The organism is Bacillus sp. FSL W8-0645, assembly GCF_038007905.1.
In the GTDB taxonomy this organism is placed as follows: Bacteria; Bacillota; Bacilli; order Bacillales; family Bacillaceae; genus Bacillus; species Bacillus pumilus.
On record NZ_JBBOYC010000001.1, the window covers coordinates 1,248,394 to 1,270,153 of the forward strand.

Below are 21,760 nucleotides of genomic sequence, written 5' to 3' on the forward strand. Positions count from 1 at the left end.
AAAGGATCATTTATAAGAAGAAAATAGGATTTTCTCAATAAGTTCGGTTTATCAATATTGAACTTGATATGATAAAATAAAGCTGTACTTTGTTGTAAAGGAGATCATGATGCAAAACCGAATTGAAATCGCAGAAGCAACTTTAAAAGAAGACAGGCTGATTTTGACGACCAAGTCAGAAGAGCAAATCCAAAAAGCAAAAGCATCAGGACAAATGCTTGTTGATTCTGATCACTTTGCGTTCGTTTACATACTTGAAAACGAGCAGTCCTTTTCATATCTTATCTTAGGGGAACATACATGGGCTCCATTAAAAGAAGCAATGGATCTTGACATCCCTGTCTATTTGACAGCGGGAGGACATTCGTTAGAACTCATTCAGCTTCATCAAGAATTACATTATTTAATCGACAATATTAAAGACAATGCCAATTACGGAGATATGGAAGAGAAAGTGAAGATCACATTCCTCTGAAATAATTAGGTATATGGAATTGGGGGAAGTTTCATGGACAAAAAACAATGGGATCAATTCCTCGCACCGTATAAACAAGCAGTCGAAGAATTAAAAGTGAAACTAAAAGGCATTCGAAAGCTATATGAATTCGAGGATGACCATTCACCAGTAGAATTTGTTACAGGCCGAGTGAAACCTGTTGCCAGCATATTAGAAAAGGCAAAGCGTAAAAACATCCCAATGCATGAAATCGAAACGATGCAGGATATTGCTGGGCTTCGCATTATGTGCCAGTTTGTAGAAGACATACAAGTCGTGAAAAAAATGCTCCAGTCACGAAAAGACTTTGTGGTTGTTGATAAACGCGACTATATTGCAGAGCATAAAGAAAGCGGATACCGTTCGTACCACCTTGTTGTGTTATATCCGATGCAAACGATCAACGGAGAGAAGCAGCTCCTCGTCGAAATCCAAATTCGTACACTTGCGATGAACTTTTGGGCGACCATTGAGCATTCTCTGAATTATAAATATAGCGGGAATATCCCGGAAAAAGTCAAGCTGCGCCTTCAAAGAGCTTCTGAGGCAGCATCTCTTCTTGATGATGAGATGTCTGAAATTAGAGGGGAAATTCAAGAAGCACAAGTGGCATTTTCCCGGAAAAAGAAAAACGATAGCTGAGCCTGTGCTTGATCAAATATGATGCTGCCCTCTCATAGCAGCAAGGTGGAAAAGGAGAAGAATTCATGAAATTTGCAGTTTCTTCGAAAGGGAATTCTGTATCTGACACACTCAAAAGTAAAATTCAGACCTATTTATTGGATTTCGGGATGGAACTCAATGAAGAGGAACCAGATCTTGTCATTACGGTTGGTGGAGACGGCACCCTTCTTTATGCGTTTCACCGTTATAGCGACCGTCTGAATGAAACAGCTTTTGTCGGTGTTCATACAGGTCATCTTGGTTTTTATGCTGACTGGGTGCCAAGTGAAATTGAAAAACTCGTCTTAGCTATTGCGAAAACCCCTTATCATATTGTGGAATATCCGATCTTAGAAGTCATTGTCAGATACAACGACGGTGGCAGAGAAGAGAAATATTTAGCCATGAATGAATGTACGATTAAAAGTATGGAAGGGACACTTGTGGCAGATGTTGAAATTAGGGGTCAGCTGTTTGAAACATTCAGAGGTGACGGTCTTTGTCTGTCTACACCATCTGGCAGTACAGCCTATAATAAAGCACTTGGGGGCGCCATTATTCATCCTTCCATTAGAGCCATTCAGCTGGCAGAAATGGCTTCAATCAATAACAGAGTGTTTCGAACGGTCGGTTCGCCGCTTATTTTACCAGACCACCATACTTGTGTCATAAAACCGAGGAATGATGTCGATTTTCAGGTAACCATTGATCATTTGACGCTGCTTCATAAGGATGTCAAATCCATTCAATGCCGGGTAGCAGACGAGAATGTCCGCTTTGCCCGATTTAGACCATTTCCGTTTTGGAAAAGGGTGCAAGATTCCTTTATCGGAAAAGGAGAATAAGAAAGAGGTCGTTCTCGCTGGAATACTTTACACTAAACAAAACCATGACAGCCAAAGAAGAAGGGCTGCTTTTAAAGGATTATTTAATAGATATTGGCATTTCGAAAAGAATGCTGACGGATATTAAATTTGATGGCGGTGATCTTCTCATTAATGGAGAGCATGTGACTGTGAGATACAAGCTGCATAACGGAGACAGGCTCACCATTTTATTCCCACAGGAAAAAGTGAGTGAAGGGCTAAAGCCTGCTCCGATTCCGCTTGATATTTTATTTGAGGACGAGCATGTCCTTGTGCTGAATAAAAAGCCATATATCCCGTCCATTCCTTCTAGGGAGCACCGAGAGCACAGTATTGCAAATGGGTTGCTGCACCATTATGCAGAGCAGTCTGTTCGGCTGACAGTTCATTTAGTGAATCGTCTTGATCGTGATACATCTGGCGTCATGCTTGTGGCCAAGCATCGCTTTGCCCACAGCCTTTTATCAAAAGCGCAGAGAAGTGGAGCGGTCAAACGAACATACAGAGCGTTTACACATGGCATGATCAAAGAAAAGCATGGAACCATTCGTGCAAAAATTGCCCGAAAAGGAGATAGTATCATTGAGCGAATGGTCGATGATACTGGACAGGAAGCTGTGACGCATTTTACAGTGCGAGCGGTGGACGCTGAGTTGAACATGTCAGATGTGACGCTAGCACTTGAAACGGGGAGAACCCATCAAATTCGTGTTCATATGCAGTATCTTGGTTACCCACTCATCGGAGATACGTTATATGGCGGAACGAGTGAGCGGATGAACCGGCAGGCACTGCATAGTGAGACTCTTGTCTTTCCTCATCCGATAACTGGAGAGGTAATGACATTTTCGGCTCCGCTTCCAGAAGACATGAAATCATTGCTGCTTTAAATAGAGAAACCCGGCTACCTGCAAGCGCAGGGCCGGGTTTTTTTATGATGTGAAATGCTGAAACCTTGAATCGTCATAAGGCATAGAGGAAGGAACAGAAAGCGTTTCAAGCTCAGGATATTTGAGGGCAGACAGCCGGTGGCCAAATACGCAGCCTGTATCAATGTTGACAGTTCTGCCAACAAATCGTGGTTCTTTCACTGGTGTATGTCCGTAGACAATCCATGGTTTTCCGCGATATTCCTTTGCCCAATCCTTCCGCACAGGTCGTCCATCCGGCCACGTCTCTCCTGTGACTGCGCCAAATAATAGATAGGATCGCATCTGTTTGTTCGGCTTTCTACCAATGTCCTTTTCCTTCATCGCTGCGTGAGCAATCATCAGTTCATCAGGAATAAGTACATCGTAAAGCGGAGCCTTCTCAAATAGCTGCTTAAATTCATGTGACAATTTGGTTTGTTCATGAAGGGGCAGCTTTTTTATTTCGTTCACTGTGGTTTCGATGCCATGAAGTAATTTCACCGGATTTCCTTTTAAATAACGATAAAGCTTAAAGCAATGGTTGCCAGGTACGTAGCGGATCGCGCCGTGTGAGTAGGCATGAATGACAAATCGCATCACATCTACTGACTGAGGTCCTCGATCTGTTAAATCACCGACAAGGGCTAGCGTTCTCTTATCAGGATGGACGGGTAATCCATGTTTGAATTCGTATCCTAGTTTGTGTATGAGGGTAAGCAGCTCTTCGTAGCAGCCGTGGATATCACCAATGATATCAAATTCCATAAGATTTCCTCCTGATTTTTCTCATCCATTCATCGGGGCTAAAGAAGTTTGAATTTTAGAACATATAACGAATGGCTTTCTTTTCGTTTAGGCAATTGTTAGAATCAATGCTTTAACGTAAACCTTAGAAGATTAAACATCAATGTTAGGAGGCTTTAGCCAATGGAGCATACATCTGTTTCATCACTCGTTATCGTTATTATTGTCGCCTTTTTCACCCCACTTTTATTGCACCGATTTAAGCTGACCATTCCGGTCGTTGTTGCTGAAATCATCATGGGGCTCATCATTGGAAAAAGCGGTCTTCAGCTGGTTGTTGAACATGATGCATGGTTAGATACGTTATCCATGCTCGGTTTTATTTTTCTGATGTTTTTAAGTGGACTTGAAATAGATTTTTCTTCTTTCGAGTCAAAGAAGAAAGCACGAGAACTACCAAATGGTCTAAAAGAACCGAATACGTTTAAAGCAGCCACTATTGTTTTTCTTGGCGTATTTAGTATTTCTTTTATTCTGTCCTATGCGTTTGTCCTTGCAGGGTTTATCCAAAATGCCTTTTTAATGACGCTCATTATATCGACGATCTCATTAGGGGTAGTGGTTCCCACCTTAAAAGAGGAAAAGTTGATGCAGACGAATATCGGTCAAATCATCTTGCTTGTCGCTGTCATTGCTGATTTGGTGACGATGATTTTACTTGCTGTATTTTCCTCCATTTATGGCGATGGTACAGGGAATATGTGGCTTCTGCTCTTATTATTTGCTGCGGGCATCCTTCTTTATTTATTTGGCCGTGTATTTAAGACAAAGTCAATTTTTCAGTCCATGTCAAAAGGGACCGTGCAAATTGGGACAAGGGCGATCTTTACTCTCATTATAGTCTTAGTTGCCTTATCTGAATCACTCGGTGCTGAAAATATTCTTGGAGCGTTTTTAGCGGGCGTACTTGTGTCCCTTCTTTCGCCGAATAAAGAGCTTGTCCAGCAATTGGATTCATTTGGCTACGGATTTTTGATCCCCATCTTCTTTGTGATGGTCGGCGTGGATTTGAATATATGGGCACTGTTCAAGGACCCAACCATTATGATCATGATCCCGCTGCTATTTATTGCATTATTGATTAGTAAGCTCATCCCGATTCTTTATTTGAAAAAATGGTATGACATGAAAAAAGTGATCGGTTCTGGCTTTTTATTAACATCGACATTATCACTCGTCATTGCAGCTGCGACGATCGGGGAGCGGCTCGGAGTCATTGATCATAAAATGTCCGGCGCGCTGATTTTAGTCGCGATACTCACGAGTATATTAACGCCTGTCTGGTTTAAAGCGCTGTTTAAAAAAGAGCAAGCTGCGAGCCATAAAAAACGTGTGACCTTTATTGGTGCAAATCAGCTGACCTTACCTGTCACACTCGATTTACATCAGGATGAATATGATATTCGAATTTTGCATGTCTTTCAAGAAAATAAAGAAGCGATGCTTGCTGACTCCATCTTTGAAGTCGAATCGATTGAAGAGTACGATGATGAGACGCTGCGAAAGGCAGGCGTTGGCCAGGAGGATGTCCTCGTCGTCGCAACAGGCAGTGAGACGAAAAATAAGGAAATTGCTTTATTTGCAAAGGAAGAAGGAGCGAAACAAGTCATTGCGAGTGTGAGCAAAGCGGAGGCAGAGCTGACATTGAAGGAAGCGGGCATTGATACGTTTTCTAATTTCCTATCATCTAAAACGGTGCTAAGAGCCTTGATTGAAGCACCGGATGCGATTCGATTATTAACAAATGAGGATACTTCCTTGTATCAAATTCAAATGAATAATCATCGCTATCACAATGTCATGCTGAGGGAATTTCCGTTTACCGGCGATTTGGTCTTTGTCCGTATTTTCAGAGGGATAGACAGTTTAGTCCCACATGGAGATACGACGCTTAGAAGCGGTGACCGTGTGCTTGTGTCGGGCTCTCGTGAGTATGTAGCAGGACTTAGAGCCCAATTAGAGTGAGAATGAACCCTTGACCAATGAACAATTCCTGATTAAGATAGAAGTACAACATCATATATTTGATCCACTAGGGGAGTCCTTTAAAAGGGCTGAGATAAAAGTATCGACTTTTAGACCCTCATTACCTGAACAGGTTCATACCTGCGTAGGGAAGTGGTGCGGTTTTTGACTATGTTTTTGACAAATTCCAAGCCACTTTCCACGCGGAAAGTGGCTTTTTTATATGGAAAAACAGGAGGAGAGGAACATGACGTTTTCAATTGAATGTAAAGAAGCAGCAGCAACATGGTGGAATGGAAGCTTTACACACCCCTTTGTGAAAGGAATTGGAGATGGCACGCTGTCACTCGATCGTTTCACGTATTATGTGATGCAGGATTCATATTATTTAACTCATTTTGCAAAGGTGCAAGCATATGGAGCGGCGATTAGTGAGGACTTACATACGACGGGCAGAATGGCGTATCATGCGCAGGGAACGTATGAAGCGGAGCTGTCGCTGCATAGAAAGTTTACAGAGCTTTTAGAGATTTCAGATGAAGCCATCGAAAACTTTAAGCCTTCTCCTACTGCTTACGCGTATACCTCACATATGTACCGGTCTGTGAAAAGTGGACGATTCGAAGAGGTTTTAGCTGCGTTATTGCCGTGCTACTGGCTTTATTATGAGGTGGGTGAAAAGCTGAAACAAACCACACCTGACCATCCGATTTATCAAGAATGGATTTTGACATATGGAGGGGATTGGTTTAAGGAACTCGTCTTTGAACAGGTCAACCGCTTTGATGAACTAGCCGAAAAAGCACCAGAACATGTACGGACCAATATGAAAGAAAATTTTGTGATTTCTAGCTATTACGAATACCATTTCTGGGAGATGGCGTATCAAAAAGAATTGTGGCAAACAGCATGTTTAGATGGGGTTGGTGCAAATGGAACTCCACGCAGTGACAAATGATTCGCTTCCTGCGGGTGAGCTGATCAAACAAATAAAAAACATTGCACCTGAAGTGGATTTTATTCATATCCGGGAACGGTCTAAAACAGCAAGTGAGCTTGTTGATCTCGTGAAAGGTCTCCTTTTAGAAGGTGTACCGAAAGAGAAGCTCATCATCAACGACAGAGTAGACGTTGCGCTGCTCACCAATATTCACCGGGTACATCTCCCGGGCCATAGCTTTTCGCCAAAAGAGCTGCGGAAAAAATTCCCTCATCTTCATGCGGGCGTCTCTGTTCATTCGATAGAAGAAGGGAAAGCAGCTGAGAAAAATGGAGCAGAGTATGTCATATTTGGGCACGTATATGACACCACTTGTAAACCAGGACTTCAGGCAAGAGGCGTACAGCTTGTGAAAGAACTGACATCTCTACTATCTATTCCAGTCGTGGCGATCGGTGGTGTGACACCTGACCGCATTCCAGAATTGAGACACGCGAATGTGAAAGGGATTGCTGTCATGTCTGGAATTTTTACTCATCATCAGCCGCGCAAGATGGCACAAGCATTTTCTAAACAAGTAAAGGAGCATCCTTATGAAGAAGCATTATGATGTGGCAATCATTGGTGGTGGAATCATAGGGATGTCCATTGCCTATCACCTTGCAAAAGCAGGAAAGCAGGTCGTCTTACTTGAGGCGAATGAGGTAGGGAAGCAAACAACAAGTGCGGCTGCTGGGATGCTCGGTGCACATGCTGAAGGAGAGGGTCATGAGGATATTTTTTTTCAAGTAGGCAGAGCAAGCCAGGCATTGTACGAAAAGTTAAAAGTCGATCTACAGCATGAATCTGGCATTGATATTCGAACATCAGCGGGCGGTATCATGAAGGTAGCCTTTTCAGAAGAGGAGAAACAAGCACTTTGCCGGATGCAGCATTTGTCTACATTTGAGTGGCTTGACGCAAGCAGCGTAAAAAAATGCATGCCTCAAATAGCAGAGAACATTTTAGGAGCAGGTTTGATTAAAGAGGATGTTCATGTCGAACCTTATGCGGTATGCCGGGCATTTTGGCAGGCGGCGGTCAGGTACGGGGCAGAAGTGAAAGAGTGTACACCCGTGATCGAAGTGAAGCGGGAGAAAGAAGCGTTAGCGATTAGAACAACGAAGGGAACATTCACATGTGATGATCTCACTGTAGCAAGTGGTGTATGGTCTGGCCGTTTTTTTGAAGAGCTTGGATTTTCTCATTCTCTTTATCCAGTAAAAGGGGAATGTGTGTCTGTATGGAATCATGGTCCAGCACTCCAACACACCATTTATCATGATCATTGTTACATCGTTCAACGAGATAGCGGCAAACTGGTCGTTGGCGCAACGATGAAGCCAAACGAGTGGCAAACTGTTCCGACGCTTGGCGGCATCGAAGCTGTCATTCAAAAGGCGTCACAGCTGATGCCTTCGATCAAGGAGATGCCGATTGATCAGTGCTGGGCTGGCCTTCGTCCAGCGACAAGCGACCGGCATCCCTACATTGGTAGACATCCAGAAGATCAGCGTATTCTTTTTGCTGCAGGGCATTACAGAAATGGTATTTTACTTGCCCCGATTACTGGAGAAATCATTCGCGACCTGATATTAGGTGAGCCGGTCAAAACGGAATGGCTTCACGCATTTCGTATTGGCCGAAAGGAGGCACTGTTTGTATGAAAATTCAATTGAATGGCAGAATCGTTGATTTCGAACAAGAGAATGGAACGATCTATGACCTGCTATCAGACTATCAGCTTGAAAATCGAGTAGTGATTGTGGAAAAGAACCAAGAAATTATTGATAAAGAAGCGTTTCAACAAGTGAAAATTCAACCTAATGACACGATCGAAATCGTTCACTTTGTAGGAGGAGGATGACAACATGCTGCACATTGGCGGGAAAACATTCACATCTAGATTATTACTTGGTACAGGGAAGTACCCATCATTTGAAGTTCAAAAAGAAGCCGTGAACGTATCAGAAGCAGAAATATTAACCTTTGCTGTGAGAAGAATGAACATTTTCGAAGCATCTCAGCCAAACTTTTTGGAGCAGCTTGATTTATCAAAATATACGCTGCTTCCGAATACAGCTGGTGCTAGTACAGCAGAAGAGGCAGTTCGTATTGCTCGTTTAGCGAAGGCTTCTGGACTGTGTGACATGATCAAGGTAGAAGTCATTGGCTGCTCAAGGTCTCTTCTGCCAGATCCAGTCGAAACGTTAAAAGCATCCGAAATGCTACTCGAAGAAGGATTTATCGTGCTGCCATATACATCTGATGATGTGGTACTGGCTAGAAAATTAGAAGAGCTTGGTGTCCATGCCATCATGCCGGGTGCTTCGCCGATTGGTTCAGGGCAAGGCTTACTAAACCCTCTGAATCTCTCATTTATTATCGAGCAGGCAAAGGTACCGGTGATTATTGATGCTGGTGTAGGCTCTCCGAAGGATGCGGCTTATGCGATGGAGCTAGGGGCTGACGCTGTATTACTGAACACCGCTGTGTCAGGTGCAAAGGACCCTGTGAAAATGGCAAAAGCCATGAAGCTGGCGATTGAATCAGGAAGGCTAGGCTTCGAGGCGGGACGTATTCCTTTGAAAAACTATGGGACAGCAAGCAGTCCGCAGGAAGGAATGCCGGCATTTTGAGCACACGCTATTCACGACAAGAGCTCTTTCAGCCAATTGGCATAGAGGGGCAAAAGCGGTTAAATGACTCAAAGGCTGTCATTATTGGTGCGGGAGCGCTTGGAACAGCTAGTGCGGAAATGCTCGTTCGTGCTGGCGTTGGGTCTGTCACCATTTTAGATCGAGATTATATTGAATGGAGCAACCTTCAGCGTCAACAGCTTTACACAGAGCAAGATGTGCAGGATCGGCTGCCAAAGGCCGTGGCGGCTGAAAATAGACTCAAACAGATAAATAGTGACGTGCAGGTCAAAGGAATCGTCGTCGATGTGACTGCTGAACATATTGATGAACTAGTCAGCGGCGCTTCAATTATTGTCGATGCAGCGGATAATTTTGAGGTGAGAATGATCGCTAATGATGCTGCTGTGAAACATCAAATTCCATTCCTTTATGGAGCTTGTGTCGCCAGCTATGGTATTCAATTTACTGTCATTCCTGGTGAAACGCCGTGTTTACACTGTCTTCTTGAACATTTACCTGCACAAGGCATGACATGTGATACAGCCGGTATCATTAGTCCAGTGGTGCAGCAGGTGGCAGCATATCAAGTGGCAGATGCCCTGAAGTATTTAACAGGTCATCAAGTGACGCCAATTTTAAGGTCGTTTGATTTATGGACCAATGAGCGGTCTGACATCCGATCAACCAGCTCCTTAAAGAAGAAACAATGTCCAAGCTGCGGACTGAAGACATATCCTTTTCTCTCCTATGACAAGAGAGCGAAAGCAGATGTACTATGCGGCCGCAATACGGTCCAAATCCGCAGTGCAGCCGAAACCCCGCCGTCGTTACACGAAGTGGCTCTTCGGTTAAAGAAAGCAGGGATGGATGTTCTTGAGAATCCGTATTTGCTTTCCTGTCAAAAGAATGAATATAAGCTTGTCTTATTTAAAGACGGCAGAGCCCTTGTCCATGGCACAAATGATGTGGCAAAAGCAAGAACCATTTATCATCAATGGATTGGCTAATGAGAGGTGTGATGAAATGACGATCAAAAAAGCATTCACAATTGCAGGTTCTGATTCTGGCGGCGGAGCAGGCATTCAAGCTGATTTAAAAACCTTTCAGGAGCTCGGTGTGTTCGGAATGTCTGCGATCACAGCGATTACAGCACAAAACACACTAGGTGTTCACGGAGTATATCCGCTTTCAAACGAGGCGTTAGAAAGTCAAATTGATGCAGTGGCAGAGGATTTACTGCCAGATGCCGTCAAAACAGGAATGCTGTGGAGCGCAGACATGATCAAGATAGTTGCTGAAAAAACGGTTCAATATGACATGAAGCTCATTGTCGATCCAGTGATGATCGCAAAAGGAGGCGCTTCTTTATTAAATGAAGATGCGGTCTCAGCGTTGAAAACACACTTGCTGCCTATCAGCTATGCCGTAACGCCGAATCTTTCTGAGGCAGAAGTGCTGACAGATGTGCGCATTCAGACAAAAGAAGATCGCTATCTAGCAGCGGAGCGTTTATATGAGCTTGGTACGAAACATGTCGTGATCAAAGGCGGTCACGGTCCATCTGGCGGGATGATTACAGACCTATTGTATGATGGAAAAGGCTTTATAGAAGTCACAAATGAACATATTGATACACCGCATACACATGGCACAGGCTGCACGTTTGCAGCGGCGTTAACAGCTGAAATAGCGAAAGGATCCTCCATGAGGGAGGCTTTTGACACAGCAGAAACCTTTGTCCATGAAGCCATCAAGTTCCCTTTGAATATTGGGGCTGGACACGGACCTACCAACCATTTTGCTTATCAGCAAAACCGGCTCAAACGATAAGAGAATCGAACCGTCTTCATTTGCGAGGACGGTTTTTTGATGAAAAAGAAACTTTCTTTCAGCGGAAATTGTCATTCTCTCTTGATCTGTGATAATATTATGATCAGGTACTAATACTATGTCTTGAAAAAATAGGAGGCTTTATTACATATGAACTTTTCTTTAGAAGGCCGTAATATCGTGGTAATGGGTGTTGCCAATAAACGAAGCATCGCTTGGGGAATTGCCCGCTCACTTCACGAAGCTGGAGCTCGTTTGATTTTTACTTATGTTGGAGATCGTCTTGCTGAATCTGTAAAAGAACTTGCAAGCACACTTGAGCGTGATGATTCAATCATTCTTCCATGTGACGTGACAAGTGACGAAGAAATCGAAAAATGTTTCGCTACAATTAAAGAAAAAGTACAAGTCATTCATGGCGTTGCGCATGCGATTGCATTTGCAAACAAAGAAGAGCTTGTCGGTGAATACTTAAACACGAACCGTGAAGGTTTCCTTTTGGCGCACAACATTAGTGCATACTCTTTAACAGCTGTAGCAAAAGCAGCACGTCCATTGATGACAGAAGGTGGAAGCATTGTCACGCTTACATACCTAGGCGGAGAGCGTGTAGTATCTAACTACAACGTAATGGGTGTAGCGAAAGCAGCACTTGAAGCAAGTGTGAAATACTTAGCAGCTGATTTAGGCGCAGAAGGTATTCGTGTGAATAGTATTTCTGCTGGTCCAATTCGTACGCTGTCTGCAAAAGGCATCAGTGGTTTTAATACCATTCTGAAGGATATTGAAGAGCGTGCACCGCTTCGCCGTACAACGACTCCTGAAGAAGTTGGCGATACAGCTCTATTCTTATTCAGTGATCTATCACGCGGCATGACAGGTGAGAATCTGCATGTTGATTCTGGCTTCCATATCATTGCTCGCTAAACAACTAATTGATTTGCAGCATACCGAATAAGGGTATGCTGTTTTTTTATTTTTCTTCTGATTTGAGGCGTCCGCTCATATATATAAGGAATGAATCATTCGGGAGGGATTAGTATGTCAAATAAAGGTGATGAGAACCAGAAGCCGCTTATGTATATTGTTCAGCCGAGCTATGATGAATCAATGCCGGCCATGCAAAATATTGTGAGAAAGCGAAAGAAATCAGAAAAACCACAAGGAATTTCTAAGAGTAAAAAAGACAAGGTCGAAGAAAGTACACACGAGGAACCCGTGGCTCAAGAAATCGAGAAGAAAAAAGAAGCAAAGCCGCCTGAGCGTCAGCAAGAGCAAGACATGATGCAAGAAGCAGAGCTTACCCAAGAACAAGACATCATAAAAGAACCAGAGCTTATACAAGAACGAAAACCTCAGCGAGAAGAGGAGAAGCCGCCAGAAGGTGTATTTCATGAAACAAAAGAAGAACCTAGAAGAAAACGTGTGAAAAAGCCTTTAAGTCAGATGAGCATTGACGAAAAAGTCGATTTTCTCACAAGCCTGCCTCATAATATGCCAAGAGCCCTTTGCCTGATTGAAGCTGCTGGTAAAACATATAGAGGGATTATCATGGATCGAAAAGAAGATACAGTGGTCATTCGAACAGCAGGCGGGGGAAATCCAGTTGAATTAGCAATAGATGAAATTTCCTCGATTCATCCACTTGGCTTTTAACGAAAAAAGTCCCATAGAGGGACTTTTTTTGTTAGCAGTTACGGTTGATGAGTCTTGGATTTAAGCACTCGATTGCGCAGAAGCAGTCAAGATCTACTTCAATGCAATACTTCGATTTTTCTAATCGGAACACATCACATACGGAATCTTTGTCTGTAAAATCTAAAATATGACGGTCTTTGTCAAATGCGATAAGCAAGCTGAGTGTTGCGCAGTGATCAGAGATGTGTTCGACTCTGAAAAATGTAGTGCTGAAACAAGGACCTGCATCTACTTCTCCGACGTTTCCGAATGCGACGAATGGTTTTGATTTGGATGTAAAGAGAACAAACGGGACAGTGTCACCTAATGAATGGGATGAAGAAAGGAGATTGCTGTAACAGCTGGTCGGGCATTCTTCTTCGACGGCATTTTGTAAGTCGTTAATATTTTCAACAGCCTCTGCTACACAATTCCATGAATGTTTGCGGCTCATATTCAACCCTCCTATACTAGGAAATTTGTTTGAGTGTTTGAGCACTGTCATCATCTACAAGCTTTTTGTTTTGCCGGTTGATACTTCTACTTACAATCAATGCGGAAGCGGCAGCTCTTATGCTGACTGCTCCGCATGATTGGCTGTCATTCGTAAGGAAGGGGATGCTTTGACTCATGACAAGTTAGGTCAACGGACGATTGATTTAGCCGTGGTGATGATGCTTTTTATCTTTCGATGGCATGACTCTGTCGACAAGCTCTGGGTTTAAACATTGGATCGCGCAGAAGCAGTTTAGATCAACCTCAATACAAAAGTCCGTTTTCTCTAAACCAAAGAAGTCAGGGTCACAAGGGTGACAAACGCTCAGCGTATGTCCGTGTACATCAACAGGTCTTAATACAGATAACGTAGCACAGCAGTCGTGTAATTTTTCAACCCGGAAGAAAATGGATTCGAAGCATTGGCAATCGTCAACAAATCCTCCAATGTTTCCGAAAGTAGAAAACAATCCGCCCTTTTTATCGAAAAGTAAAAACGGAATCGTATCTTTTCCAGAAACGGTTGGGCTTAATAAATTACTGTAGCAGCTCGTAGGACATTTATCTTCTACAGCTTCCTGCTCTGCTAAAATCTTATCAACCGCATCGCATACACAGTTTTCATCATGTCGGCCATGGTGTTTTCCGCAGCTCATGGATTTCAGCTCCTTTAACAAGGTATTTGACTTTAGTCCTTAACAACATATGTATGCGCCCTCTAGTTGGTGTGGGTAAATGACTATTTATATTTGTTGTATTTTTATAAAAGGAAAAGCAGAGCTTTTCGCTCTGCTTTTGGACATTAGAGGATACCGATTGCAACGATTGTCGCAACGAGTGTTTGAGTAAGTGTTTGGATTGCGATCGAGATGTCCGCATCGATTGTCGATACTGTAACGTTTCTTGAATTTTCGATAACAAGTTTTTGGCGGTTTGTTTGTTTGTGAGTAGCGGCTTGTAAAAGATCCTGTGTGACGCGGTCTGCCAAATCACCGTCTGCGATTGAGATATTTGTAATGGTGATGATCGCTGTTTGAACAGCTACTTGGATAGATGCTGCAACCTGTGCGTCAACAGAAGATACGTTAATGTCACAAGAGTCTCTGACGATAATGACTTCCTCAGACGTCTGCTTTGTAAAACTCACTTGATCAAAGTCTTGTAAGACATCTTCATCATCATAATAGTGGCCGTCACAAACTGCTTTTCTTTCGTAGTTGTTGTAATCGCCGTGGTGTGTACAGTTACGATCTAGAGCGACCCAAGAGTATGGTTTAGATTCCATTTCTATTCCTCCTTCCGTTTACTTTATTAAATGCTGCAATGAATGGTTTTGTCTCGGGCATTTACCCTAGCAGGCAACCCATTTTTATTTAATCGTTGTTTCGCTGCGCATCACGGCGCTGCTGAATACGATCTCGAAGTGAATTGCGTTTTGGACGTACTTGCGGTTCAGGCTCTGCTTCTTCCACATGTTTTGCTGCCTCAGCCTGCCTTTTTTTCTCCTGCTGTTGCTGTACGAAGTCATCTGCTTTCTTTTGTAAGTCCTCAACTAATTTCAAAATCATTCTTCTTTGATCATCTGAAATATTTGCTTTCTGATCATCTGTGATATTGTTTTTGTTTAAAATATCACTTACAAGAAGGCTCGTTAATGGATCAACATCGGTGTTGATTTGGAATTCCTTTTTTTCGTTCTCTTCAGCCACGATTATTTCACCTCTTTCATACATAATGTTAGAAAAAGAAAGGGTCAAAGAATGCCGGCTTCAACTAATAGTACATTCAATGTTTGAGTGAGAATTTGGACAGAGTTCATAATAGATGCATCTGATAATGTAATCGTGACGTTATAGCAATTGATGATTTGGATCACAGTTTTCTTTTGGACTGTCACTTGTTGTGTGGCTAAAAGCTGATCTGTGATGTCTGTAGCCAATTCATCGTCTGGTACAAGAAGTTGGATTAAAAGAGTAATGATTGTCGTTACGGTCGCTTGAAGGGAGAGTGCGGCTGTTACATCTGTTTTATGAATTGTGACATTTTCGGAATCTTTGATCTCAATGAAATCATCATAATTGCTGATTAGTTCGTTTAACAGTTGTGTGTATAATAAATCAGCACTTTCTTCAATAGACAATACTTTCACTCCTTTCTTATCTATACATTATTTAATGCAGCAGAGGCTCAAGGTGGAATCGGAAAGAGTGAAAAAGTACAACCCAATTTTATTTCCGCTCGATTCATCATGGCGCTCATTCTTTTTGCATATATAAAGAAAGGACGCAAAAAAGAAGAAAGAAGGAGGTGGAGGCTCCTGAGCGGTGCTTTGTCATTTGTCGTGTTTGCCCTCGCATCGTTTAGACTGACGAGGCTCATTGTGTTTGATACTATTACTGCTCCTTTCCGCCGTTTATTTCATGAAGAACAAGAAGAGGTCAATGAACAAGGTGAAGTAGAGACATATATTATCATTAAAGGTAAAGGGCTGCGGTCTTGGGTAGGAGAGCTGTTAAGCTGTTATTGGTGTACTGGCATGTGGTGCACTGCTGCTTTACTTCTGATATACATATTATTTCCTGTCATTAGCATGTGGCTTAATTTACTATTAGCAATTGCCGCAGCAGCAGGCATTATTGAAGCGATCGTCTCAAAGCTGGTGAAATAAACAGGCATTCTGATCAGACACGCTTTTAAAAAATGCATATACTATCATGGAAGAGGAAAGGAAGGGTTGCGATGAAACCAAATGAAACACCGTCACATATGCTTCAAGGTTATCCAGCGCAGTCAAATCAACAATCTGTTTATACGAAGAAAATTAAAAAAGCAGGCTGCGGCTGTGGAAAGAAAAAGAAACCTCAATAGAAGAGAAAACAAAAGCCGGATTTATCCGGTTTTTTTGTTGCCCTTTTTTTGAGTGAAGCATATGTAAGAGAGAAGGGGTGACCAGAATGGATGCATTCGAACAATTAATCGGTTCCTTGTTCACTGAACCCCATGATGGGAAAGAGCAAGCGCATGAAAAGGTTGAAATGGATCTAACGGATAAAGCGAAGGATCTTGAGGAGCATTTAAAAGCATTTGGCGTGAAGATGGATGCTTTTGCGAAAGAAACAGAAGCATTCATGATACGTCATGGAGAGGCAGATTACGTCTTTAAACAGCAGAAATAAAAATTCCGCACTTTTTTATGTGATCGTCCAAACCATTTGTTGTATTTTTCATATTTTGTAAGGGAGAAGAGGAGGTGCTTATATATGAGTTGTTACGGTTACGGTGGCGGTTCTTGCGGCGGCTACGGCGGAGGTTATGGCGGCGGATATGGATCAACATTTGTTCTTGTCGTTGTGCTTTTCATCCTTTTAATCATCGTTGGTGCTTCTTTCTTTAACTAAACAGTAAGAAGGTGAGGGAAGCAATAGGGGAGCCTTTTGCTTTCCTTTCTCTTTGGGCAAACAAGGCTTTAGGATAGGCACATATCTCGCCTATTTTCATATAGTAAGGTGATTACTCCACAAAGAGGAGGCAAATGAATGGATAATAAATTCTTTAAAAGCGTTGAAAATAAAACAGGTGTGAATATGAACGACGTTTTTAAACTTGCAGGTTCTTTGCAAAATGCCAACTTTAAAGATGAAGCAACAGTTCGAGGCGTCATTAAAAAAGTAGCACAGCTTGCGAATAAACGTGTACCGAAAGAAATGGAAGACAAAATCGTTCAATCGATTACAAGTGGAAAAGAAAAGCTTGATTTCAATACCATCGCTAAAATGATGAACAACAAAAAATAAACAACAGGCTCTCCGCTTAAAGGGGGGCCTGTTGTTTTTCTGTGAATAATTCTCGGTTTTTCTTTAGAAGGGGATACAAAAAGCGCGAGCGATGAGCAGTTTTTCCTCGTCTAAATGATGGAACCGATAGATAAAGAGATTGTTCAGCTCTTGTCATGGCCACATATAATAAACGGCGCTCTTCTTCCAAGGCTTCTTCATCACCGTTTCTGAGTTCATCGAGTGAGAAATCATGTGGCAGTGCTCCGTCGACCACGCAAGTGATGTACACCGTTTGGAATTCCAGTCCCTTTGCACGGTGAATCGTCATGAGCTGAACACCTGGTTCGTCTGTTTTTTCTTTTTCAGCAGATTTCATATGTTCGGCATGTGCGAGAAAGGCTTCAATCGTTTCAAAGCGTTTGGCGGCGGTTTTTACATCTCGTACATCATCCGCCCCTTTTTCAAGTACATTCGTATCATTCACTCGTTTTTTCAAGTAATCACCAAGTCCCATCTTTTGTTCAATAAACGCCACAGCGTCAGACGGCTTTAAATTTCGTAACGTGCGGAACAGAGGAACAATGGATTGCAGCTTTTTCCGTTGAAACGGCTGAATATCTGTTAGTTTTCCGAGTGCTTCGACCATTGAACAATCTTCCGTGATGGTTAGTGCCTTCATTGTGTTTAAGGTCTGCTGCTTTAAAAAGAAAACCGGAAGCAGCTGTTTCATAGCAGCCACATCATCGGCATCCTGACTTAAAGAGAGAAAGGCGAGAAGAACCCGAACAATTCGTCTGCTGTAGAAGGCTTTGACACCAGCCTCCGTCTCATACGGAATCGCGGATTGATGCAGACGCTCATAAATCGCGCGGCCTCCCGTATTGGTGCGAAAGAGTACGCACATATCATTCGGCTTTGCGCCGTTTTTAATTTTCTCCTGAATATCTGCCACGATCATGGTCGCTTCTTCTTCCTCGTCATATGGATAAAAGAGCGTAGGAGGGATTGTCTCCGATCGGACGGCTTTTAACGTTTTCTCATAACGATGCTGATTTTTCTTAATAATGGCATCCGCACTTGCGACAATTGTATGATGCGACCGATAATTGGCATGTAAATGGACAATCTGAGCCGAAGGATAATCTCGTTTGAATTCAAGAATGAAAGCAGGATTACTGCCCCTAAAGGCATAAATGGCTTGATCATCATCACCGACACAAAATAGCTGCTCACATTCTCCAGCTAACAGCTGAATCAATTGATATTGAACTGGATTTATATCCTGAAATTCATCCACCAATATATATTTGAACCGTTCTTGATACCGTTCCAGCAGTTCAGGCTGTTCAGTCAGCATGTGCAAGCAGGCAATGGCCATGTCATCAAAGTCAAATTGCTGATTGTCTCGTTTTTGATGTTCATAAGATTGATAGATCGTCCACATGTGCTTTTCCTTTTCATCCTTCAAATCAGGAAGCTCACCTGGTAAAAAAGCATTTTTCCAATAGCCGATCGATTGCAGGACTTGATCGGTAGGGTAGTTTTTTTCATCTAGTCCTTCATTCATGATGGCTTTCCGAATGTACTGTTCCTTCTGCCAATCAAACTTAATCAGGTGCTGCCCATTCCATTTGTTTGCGTCATCGTGAAGCAGCATTTTATAAAAAAGACTGTGGAAGGTGCCTGTCACCACTTGGCTTGCTTGTGATGGGTGAAGCTGATATTGCTTGCGCAGTCTTTCTTTCATTTCACTGCTGGCTTTTGTGGTGAAAGTCACGAGTAAGATATGGTGAGCAGGAATATGATGATGTGACATGAGATAAGCCGCTCTTGCTGTTAGGACTCTTGTTTTCCCGCTGCCAGCGCCAGCCAGCACCAGCATTGGACCGTCTTTATGTGTGACAGCTTGAAGCTGCGGTGTGCTAAAGGTGATATGCGGAAAGAGATCGATGGTATGTGCTTGTTCATTCTCTTCTAAATGTAACGCATCACTAAATTGAATCGACCTTGGTTCCTGCCAGTCATATGATTCATTCGTTTGCGAGATGATTTGTTTACCTGTTGGAAAACGGAAGCCCCCAAGTTCTTTATAAGAAGCACTTTCCTCTCGATCTGCGTGTTTTTTCTGATCTTCTTGTTCTTCTGCTTGTTCACACAGCACTTGCTGAGACATATGTTTATGAATAAAGGCAGGTTCTTCATGTATATTTAATCTGAAAAAGACTGGTTGTCCGCAATATGGGCAGAATAAGTGCCCTTTTTTTCCCTCGTCATGGAGGAATTGATAATGTTCTCTCGAATACGTATGTAATGAGATCGTTCGATCATGTCGTCGTGCGCATTTCAAAGCTAGTCCTCCAATAGTTAATCAATCTTAAAAAGAAACACATCTAATCATATCAAATGAGACGTGTTTCAAACAGTATTAATTAGGGAATAGTAGAGTAGAAGAGAAGCAAAGGAGGCGTTCTTGATGGGATATATAGCCCCGATTCAGCCGGATCTGTATTTTCAGTATATCAATCGTCCTGCTCCTCAGGATAAAGAAGACTACGCGAAAGTAACTAAGGTTACTCGCACCTTTCATGACAAGATATACAGAGAGCTGGAGAAAAAAGAGGACTTAGTGACAGAAGCGGAAACGAAAGTACAACAAAAAAAGCGGGAACGCTTTGTACGAGATATGTTTATGGAGGAAGGCAAAGGCGTTCATATTAATACGTATATATAAATGATTGCGCTTTCTTCCATTGACGAACGATGATAAAGAAAGAAAAGCCAGGGCATCTTGAATGCTCTGGCTTTTCTTTTGGTCAAACAGACAGTGTTTTTGTCATTTTGACATGTGTGATCCCCGCTTCTTCAAACGGTTCAGATACGGCTTTGTAGCCTTTTTTTTCGTAGAAAGGAAGAGCTTGGACTTGTGCGTGCATAACCGCTTCCTTCGCTCCATTCGCAATGGCTTCTGTTTCTAGCGCTTCTAATAGTTTGTGGCCAAGGCCGAAAGCGCGCGCCTCTTTTAACACACAAATTCGTTCTAGCTTTGCCTTTGGCCCTTCAATGATCCGTAATCTAGCGGCTGCTTGAGGCTTCATTTCATCGTTATAAATGACAAAATGAATGGCCTCGTCTTCTAGTTCATCTATTTCAATCTCTATTGGGACTTCTTGTTCTTTGACGAATACTTCTTTTCGAACGTAATATGCATCTTCTCGTTGTGTTTGTGCTGTTGCGATGACTGTTTTCAAGTGTACTTAACCCTCTTCTCCTAAAATAAATGTTTCATAGACGGTCCAAGATCCGTTCTCTAATTGATATAAAAGGTGGAAGCGATCCACTGTTTCTTCATGGTCAATCTTTCTCAGCTTTAATGTGCCAAGTACGTCTGAATGCTCATCATCTGATAGTTTTTGAGCCACTGTCACATGCGGAACAAAGGCATATTCAGGTGTACCTTCAAGTGGATCTGCGTACAATCTTTCATTGAGCGCCATGATTTCCTCGTTCGGTTCTACTTTCATATAAATGACGTTGTTTACAGGAGCGAATGAACTGAATTTTTTAATACGTAACGTAATAGGAGAAACATTTTTTGCATACTCTCTTAACGTTGAGACGACCTCAGCCGCTTCTAGATCCGTTAATTCAAAAGGTGTTCTAAGTGTTAAATGAGGCGGTATGAGTGCATAGTTCGGATCATAACGCTTCCGGTAAGAGTTCGCAATATCTTGCAATTTTTTTGATGGAAATATAACAACTCCGTATTTCATCGTGTTCCCTCCTGATTAAGAAAGTATTTATTATTGTTTATTATAACAAAATTCAGTTGATTAACGAATATGGGAGCATTCTTTTTAACGAAGGCGCAATGAGTGGCTGCCAAAACGTCCATTTATGATCCCCTTCGAATGTCTCAAATAAATAATCCGCACCTGACTGTTCAAGAAGTGCCTTTAAATCGTCGTTTGGCTGAATAAAATCAAGCACTTGGCCATCTGTCGTTTTCACAGCCGTTTCTTCCAGTCCAATTTGATGGATAATCGCATAATGAGAAAGGGCTGTCGACTGTTTAACAGCTTCTAAGACTGAATCATCAACGTAAGGAGACTGCAAAATGAGTCCGCCAAATAAAGAAGGATAATCAATCGCTGTCATAAGGGAAATCGTAGCACCTAGCGAATCACCAATAAACGTGCGTCCTGAGCCAATTTGATAGGTAGGGTAGTGCGTATCAATATAAGGGACAAGTTCATTTGCTAAAAAGCGTTTATACGCTTCAAATTTTGTGCCATCTGGATGATACGTATTCCGTCTTTCCGTGACATTTTCATAAGGGACACCAATGATAATGGAGCGTTCCATTTCTTTGTTTTGCATCAATTCTTCTGCCTGTCTGCCTATTTTTCCTAAGCGGAAATAATCATGACCATCTTGGGCAATGATGACATGATATGTATAAAGGGGGGAATAATTGACTGGCAAATAGATCAAAAGGGTCATATCCGCCCCAAGTTCTTTTGAATGTAAGGTTTTTTCTTGAATAATGCCTGTTTTCTTCACCATAATCCATTCCTCCAGCTAACCGATTTCATCACAAAGTGAAACGTTTCCATTCATTGTAACATGAAAAATAGCGTTGTTCCTATATGCTAACAT

30 protein-coding genes and 1 riboswitch are annotated in these 21,760 nt (G+C 42.3%); of the genes, 20 read left to right on the plus strand and 10 right to left on the minus strand.

The annotated features are described in order from the left end of the window. Positions 1-109 precede the first annotated feature (109 nt). The 4 genes from NST39_RS06180 (at position 110) to NST39_RS06195 (ending at position 2,915) form a co-directional block, all read left to right on the plus strand. A complete protein-coding gene (locus NST39_RS06180) occupies positions 110-475 on the plus strand; it encodes a UPF0738 family protein (RefSeq protein ID WP_282061866.1) in 366 nt (121 codons plus the stop codon). A 33-nt stretch (positions 476-508) separates the two neighbouring features. Continuing rightward, positions 509-1,138, plus strand: a complete 630-nt coding sequence (locus NST39_RS06185; protein WP_044139621.1) for a GTP pyrophosphokinase — start codon at positions 509-511, stop codon at positions 1,136-1,138. A gap of 65 nt (positions 1,139-1,203) precedes the next feature. After that, on the plus strand, positions 1,204-2,004 hold the full coding sequence (locus tag NST39_RS06190; RefSeq protein ID WP_003211364.1) for an NAD kinase: 801 nt from the start codon (positions 1,204-1,206) through the stop codon (positions 2,002-2,004). Between the two features lie 44 nt (positions 2,005-2,048). Beyond that, a complete protein-coding gene (locus NST39_RS06195) occupies positions 2,049-2,915 on the plus strand; it encodes an RluA family pseudouridine synthase (protein ID WP_341027514.1) in 867 nt (288 codons plus the stop codon). Positions 2,916-2,957: 42 nt separating this feature from the next. Here the strand turns inward: NST39_RS06195 and prpE are convergent, their stop codons facing one another. Next, the gene (prpE, locus tag NST39_RS06200) at positions 2,958-3,701 is read right to left on the minus strand and encodes a bis(5'-nucleosyl)-tetraphosphatase PrpE (protein WP_341027515.1); all 744 of its coding nucleotides are present in this window, start codon (positions 3,699-3,701) and stop codon (positions 2,958-2,960) included. 162 nt (positions 3,702-3,863) lie between these two features. Between prpE and NST39_RS06205 the strand changes: the two genes are divergently transcribed. From NST39_RS06205 to NST39_RS06250, 10 genes are all read left to right on the plus strand, one after another. Next, positions 3,864-5,705: a monovalent cation:proton antiporter family protein gene (locus NST39_RS06205; RefSeq protein ID WP_341027517.1), complete on the plus strand. Its 1,842-nt coding sequence runs from the start codon at positions 3,864-3,866 to the stop codon at positions 5,703-5,705. A 59-nt stretch (positions 5,706-5,764) separates the two neighbouring features. Continuing rightward, positions 5,765-5,874: riboswitch (TPP riboswitch) on the plus strand. A 78-nt stretch (positions 5,875-5,952) separates the two neighbouring features. Continuing rightward, positions 5,953-6,663 carry a thiaminase II gene (gene tenA, locus NST39_RS06210; RefSeq protein ID WP_341027519.1) on the plus strand — a complete coding sequence of 237 codons (711 nt, stop codon included), beginning with the start codon at positions 5,953-5,955 and terminating at the stop codon, positions 6,661-6,663. After that, positions 6,638-7,255 carry a thiazole tautomerase TenI gene (gene tenI / locus NST39_RS06215; protein ID WP_044139616.1) on the plus strand — a complete coding sequence of 206 codons (618 nt, stop codon included), beginning with the start codon at positions 6,638-6,640 and terminating at the stop codon, positions 7,253-7,255. The genes tenA and tenI overlap by 26 nt, the downstream gene beginning before the upstream one ends. Continuing rightward, positions 7,239-8,351, plus strand: coding sequence for a glycine oxidase ThiO (thiO, locus tag NST39_RS06220; RefSeq protein WP_341027521.1), 1,113 nt, complete (start codon positions 7,239-7,241; stop codon positions 8,349-8,351). Before tenI ends, thiO begins: the two co-directional genes overlap by 17 nt. After that, complete coding sequence (gene thiS, locus NST39_RS06225; RefSeq protein WP_137054778.1) at positions 8,348-8,551, plus strand: sulfur carrier protein ThiS; 204 nt, start codon at positions 8,348-8,350, stop codon at positions 8,549-8,551. The genes thiO and thiS overlap by 4 nt, the downstream gene beginning before the upstream one ends. A 4-nt stretch (positions 8,552-8,555) precedes the next feature. Continuing rightward, the gene (locus NST39_RS06230; protein ID WP_034322849.1) at positions 8,556-9,323 is read left to right on the plus strand and encodes a thiazole synthase; all 768 of its coding nucleotides are present in this window, start codon (positions 8,556-8,558) and stop codon (positions 9,321-9,323) included. Beyond that, complete coding sequence (locus NST39_RS06235) at positions 9,320-10,333, plus strand: thiazole biosynthesis adenylyltransferase ThiF (RefSeq protein WP_113768428.1); 1,014 nt, start codon at positions 9,320-9,322, stop codon at positions 10,331-10,333. The genes NST39_RS06230 and NST39_RS06235 overlap by 4 nt, the downstream gene beginning before the upstream one ends. Before the next feature lie 16 nt (positions 10,334-10,349). After that, complete coding sequence (thiD, locus tag NST39_RS06240) at positions 10,350-11,156, plus strand: bifunctional hydroxymethylpyrimidine kinase/phosphomethylpyrimidine kinase (protein WP_341027523.1); 807 nt, start codon at positions 10,350-10,352, stop codon at positions 11,154-11,156. Positions 11,157-11,306: 150 nt separating this feature from the next. Further along, positions 11,307-12,083 (plus strand): enoyl-ACP reductase FabI, encoded by a 777-nt coding sequence (fabI, locus tag NST39_RS06245; RefSeq protein ID WP_003211867.1) that lies wholly within the window; start codon positions 11,307-11,309, stop codon positions 12,081-12,083. A 114-nt stretch (positions 12,084-12,197) separates the two neighbouring features. Further along, positions 12,198-12,812 (plus strand): spore coat CotO family protein, encoded by a 615-nt coding sequence (locus NST39_RS06250; RefSeq protein ID WP_341027524.1) that lies wholly within the window; start codon positions 12,198-12,200, stop codon positions 12,810-12,812. Positions 12,813-12,843: 31 nt separating this feature from the next. Here the strand turns inward: NST39_RS06250 and NST39_RS06255 are convergent, their stop codons facing one another. The 5 genes from NST39_RS06255 to NST39_RS06275 form a co-directional block, all read right to left on the minus strand. Next, the gene (locus NST39_RS06255; protein ID WP_044140422.1) at positions 12,844-13,287 is read right to left on the minus strand and encodes a CotY/CotZ family spore coat protein; all 444 of its coding nucleotides are present in this window, start codon (positions 13,285-13,287) and stop codon (positions 12,844-12,846) included. A 205-nt stretch (positions 13,288-13,492) separates the two neighbouring features. Further along, positions 13,493-13,984, minus strand: a complete 492-nt coding sequence (locus NST39_RS06260; protein WP_003211658.1) for a CotY/CotZ family spore coat protein — start codon at positions 13,982-13,984, stop codon at positions 13,493-13,495. 146 nt (positions 13,985-14,130) lie between these two features. Then, on the minus strand, positions 14,131-14,613 hold the full coding sequence (locus NST39_RS06265; protein ID WP_340910095.1) for a spore coat protein: 483 nt from the start codon (positions 14,611-14,613) through the stop codon (positions 14,131-14,133). A gap of 88 nt (positions 14,614-14,701) precedes the next feature. After that, positions 14,702-15,037 carry a hypothetical protein gene (locus tag NST39_RS06270; RefSeq protein ID WP_044140424.1) on the minus strand — a complete coding sequence of 112 codons (336 nt, stop codon included), beginning with the start codon at positions 15,035-15,037 and terminating at the stop codon, positions 14,702-14,704. A gap of 44 nt (positions 15,038-15,081) precedes the next feature. After that, positions 15,082-15,468 (minus strand): spore coat protein, encoded by a 387-nt coding sequence (locus NST39_RS06275; RefSeq protein ID WP_044140425.1) that lies wholly within the window; start codon positions 15,466-15,468, stop codon positions 15,082-15,084. A 177-nt stretch (positions 15,469-15,645) separates the two neighbouring features. Here NST39_RS06275 and NST39_RS06280 point away from each other — a divergent pair, with 177 nt between their 5' ends. The 5 genes from NST39_RS06280 to NST39_RS06300 all read left to right on the plus strand — a co-directional run bounded on the left by NST39_RS06280 (position 15,646) and on the right by NST39_RS06300 (position 17,122). Next, positions 15,646-15,996 (plus strand): DUF1360 domain-containing protein, encoded by a 351-nt coding sequence (locus NST39_RS06280; RefSeq protein WP_034620057.1) that lies wholly within the window; start codon positions 15,646-15,648, stop codon positions 15,994-15,996. Between the two features lie 71 nt (positions 15,997-16,067). Beyond that, positions 16,068-16,196 carry a hypothetical protein gene (locus NST39_RS06285; protein ID WP_258395192.1) on the plus strand — a complete coding sequence of 43 codons (129 nt, stop codon included), beginning with the start codon at positions 16,068-16,070 and terminating at the stop codon, positions 16,194-16,196. Positions 16,197-16,282: 86 nt separating this feature from the next. Beyond that, the gene (locus NST39_RS06290) at positions 16,283-16,504 is read left to right on the plus strand and encodes a hypothetical protein (RefSeq protein ID WP_341027526.1); all 222 of its coding nucleotides are present in this window, start codon (positions 16,283-16,285) and stop codon (positions 16,502-16,504) included. A gap of 84 nt (positions 16,505-16,588) precedes the next feature. Next, positions 16,589-16,726, plus strand: a complete 138-nt coding sequence (locus NST39_RS06295) for a YjcZ family sporulation protein (RefSeq protein WP_003212017.1) — start codon at positions 16,589-16,591, stop codon at positions 16,724-16,726. Between the two features lie 138 nt (positions 16,727-16,864). Further along, positions 16,865-17,122: a stage VI sporulation protein F gene (locus NST39_RS06300; RefSeq protein WP_003212292.1), complete on the plus strand. Its 258-nt coding sequence runs from the start codon at positions 16,865-16,867 to the stop codon at positions 17,120-17,122. A 16-nt stretch (positions 17,123-17,138) separates the two neighbouring features. Here the strand turns inward: NST39_RS06300 and NST39_RS06305 are convergent, their stop codons facing one another. Further along, positions 17,139-19,451: an ATP-dependent helicase gene (locus NST39_RS06305; RefSeq protein WP_341027528.1), complete on the minus strand. Its 2,313-nt coding sequence runs from the start codon at positions 19,449-19,451 to the stop codon at positions 17,139-17,141. Between the two features lie 126 nt (positions 19,452-19,577). On the opposite strand from NST39_RS06305, the gene NST39_RS06310 reads away from it, so the two are divergent. Beyond that, the gene (locus tag NST39_RS06310) at positions 19,578-19,835 is read left to right on the plus strand and encodes a hypothetical protein (RefSeq protein WP_003210759.1); all 258 of its coding nucleotides are present in this window, start codon (positions 19,578-19,580) and stop codon (positions 19,833-19,835) included. Between the two features lie 82 nt (positions 19,836-19,917). On the opposite strand, the gene NST39_RS06315 is transcribed toward NST39_RS06310, so the two are convergent. Genes NST39_RS06315 through NST39_RS06325 form a run of 3 tightly spaced genes read right to left on the minus strand, consistent with a single transcriptional unit; the run spans position 19,918 to position 21,667 of the window. Continuing rightward, on the minus strand, positions 19,918-20,352 hold the full coding sequence (locus NST39_RS06315) for a GNAT family N-acetyltransferase (RefSeq protein ID WP_044140428.1): 435 nt from the start codon (positions 20,350-20,352) through the stop codon (positions 19,918-19,920). Positions 20,353-20,358: 6 nt separating this feature from the next. After that, positions 20,359-20,874, minus strand: coding sequence for a YjcG family protein (locus tag NST39_RS06320; RefSeq protein WP_003210845.1), 516 nt, complete (start codon positions 20,872-20,874; stop codon positions 20,359-20,361). Positions 20,875-20,926: 52 nt separating this feature from the next. Beyond that, positions 20,927-21,667, minus strand: coding sequence for an alpha/beta hydrolase (locus NST39_RS06325; RefSeq protein WP_341027529.1), 741 nt, complete (start codon positions 21,665-21,667; stop codon positions 20,927-20,929). Between the last annotated feature and the right edge of the window lie 93 nt (positions 21,668-21,760).

Excerpts from the sequence above, each read along its gene's own strand:
- NST39_RS06180 (WP_282061866.1), top strand. The coding sequence starts at position 110 with ATGCAAAACCGAATTGAAATCGCAGAAGCAACTTTAAAAGAAGACAGG.
- NST39_RS06185 (WP_044139621.1), top strand. The coding sequence starts at position 509 with ATGGACAAAAAACAATGGGATCAATTCCTCGCACCGTATAAACAAGCA.
- NST39_RS06190 (WP_003211364.1), top strand. The coding sequence starts at position 1,204 with ATGAAATTTGCAGTTTCTTCGAAAGGGAATTCTGTATCTGACACACTC.
- NST39_RS06195 (WP_341027514.1), top strand. The coding sequence starts at position 2,049 with ATGACAGCCAAAGAAGAAGGGCTGCTTTTAAAGGATTATTTAATAGAT.
- prpE (WP_341027515.1), bottom strand. The coding sequence starts at position 3,701 with ATGGAATTTGATATCATTGGTGATATCCACGGCTGCTACGAAGAGCTG.
- NST39_RS06205 (WP_341027517.1), top strand. The coding sequence starts at position 3,864 with ATGGAGCATACATCTGTTTCATCACTCGTTATCGTTATTATTGTCGCC.
- tenA (WP_341027519.1), top strand. The coding sequence starts at position 5,953 with ATGACGTTTTCAATTGAATGTAAAGAAGCAGCAGCAACATGGTGGAAT.
- tenI (WP_044139616.1), top strand. The coding sequence starts at position 6,638 with ATGGAACTCCACGCAGTGACAAATGATTCGCTTCCTGCGGGTGAGCTG.
- thiO (WP_341027521.1), top strand. The coding sequence starts at position 7,239 with ATGAAGAAGCATTATGATGTGGCAATCATTGGTGGTGGAATCATAGGG.
- thiS (WP_137054778.1), top strand. The coding sequence starts at position 8,348 with ATGAAAATTCAATTGAATGGCAGAATCGTTGATTTCGAACAAGAGAAT.
- NST39_RS06230 (WP_034322849.1), top strand. The coding sequence starts at position 8,556 with ATGCTGCACATTGGCGGGAAAACATTCACATCTAGATTATTACTTGGT.
- thiD (WP_341027523.1), top strand. The coding sequence starts at position 10,350 with ATGACGATCAAAAAAGCATTCACAATTGCAGGTTCTGATTCTGGCGGC.
- fabI (WP_003211867.1), top strand. The coding sequence starts at position 11,307 with ATGAACTTTTCTTTAGAAGGCCGTAATATCGTGGTAATGGGTGTTGCC.
- NST39_RS06250 (WP_341027524.1), top strand. The coding sequence starts at position 12,198 with ATGTCAAATAAAGGTGATGAGAACCAGAAGCCGCTTATGTATATTGTT.
- NST39_RS06255 (WP_044140422.1), bottom strand. The coding sequence starts at position 13,287 with ATGAGCCGCAAACATTCATGGAATTGTGTAGCAGAGGCTGTTGAAAAT.
- NST39_RS06260 (WP_003211658.1), bottom strand. The coding sequence starts at position 13,984 with ATGAGCTGCGGAAAACACCATGGCCGACATGATGAAAACTGTGTATGC.
- NST39_RS06265 (WP_340910095.1), bottom strand. The coding sequence starts at position 14,613 with ATGGAATCTAAACCATACTCTTGGGTCGCTCTAGATCGTAACTGTACA.
- NST39_RS06285 (WP_258395192.1), top strand. The coding sequence starts at position 16,068 with ATGAAACCAAATGAAACACCGTCACATATGCTTCAAGGTTATCCAGCG.
- NST39_RS06290 (WP_341027526.1), top strand. The coding sequence starts at position 16,283 with ATGGATGCATTCGAACAATTAATCGGTTCCTTGTTCACTGAACCCCAT.
- NST39_RS06295 (WP_003212017.1), top strand. The coding sequence starts at position 16,589 with ATGAGTTGTTACGGTTACGGTGGCGGTTCTTGCGGCGGCTACGGCGGA.
- NST39_RS06300 (WP_003212292.1), top strand. The coding sequence starts at position 16,865 with ATGGATAATAAATTCTTTAAAAGCGTTGAAAATAAAACAGGTGTGAAT.
- NST39_RS06310 (WP_003210759.1), top strand. The coding sequence starts at position 19,578 with ATGGGATATATAGCCCCGATTCAGCCGGATCTGTATTTTCAGTATATC.
- NST39_RS06320 (WP_003210845.1), bottom strand. The coding sequence starts at position 20,874 with ATGAAATACGGAGTTGTTATATTTCCATCAAAAAAATTGCAAGATATT.
- NST39_RS06325 (WP_341027529.1), bottom strand. The coding sequence starts at position 21,667 with ATGGTGAAGAAAACAGGCATTATTCAAGAAAAAACCTTACATTCAAAA.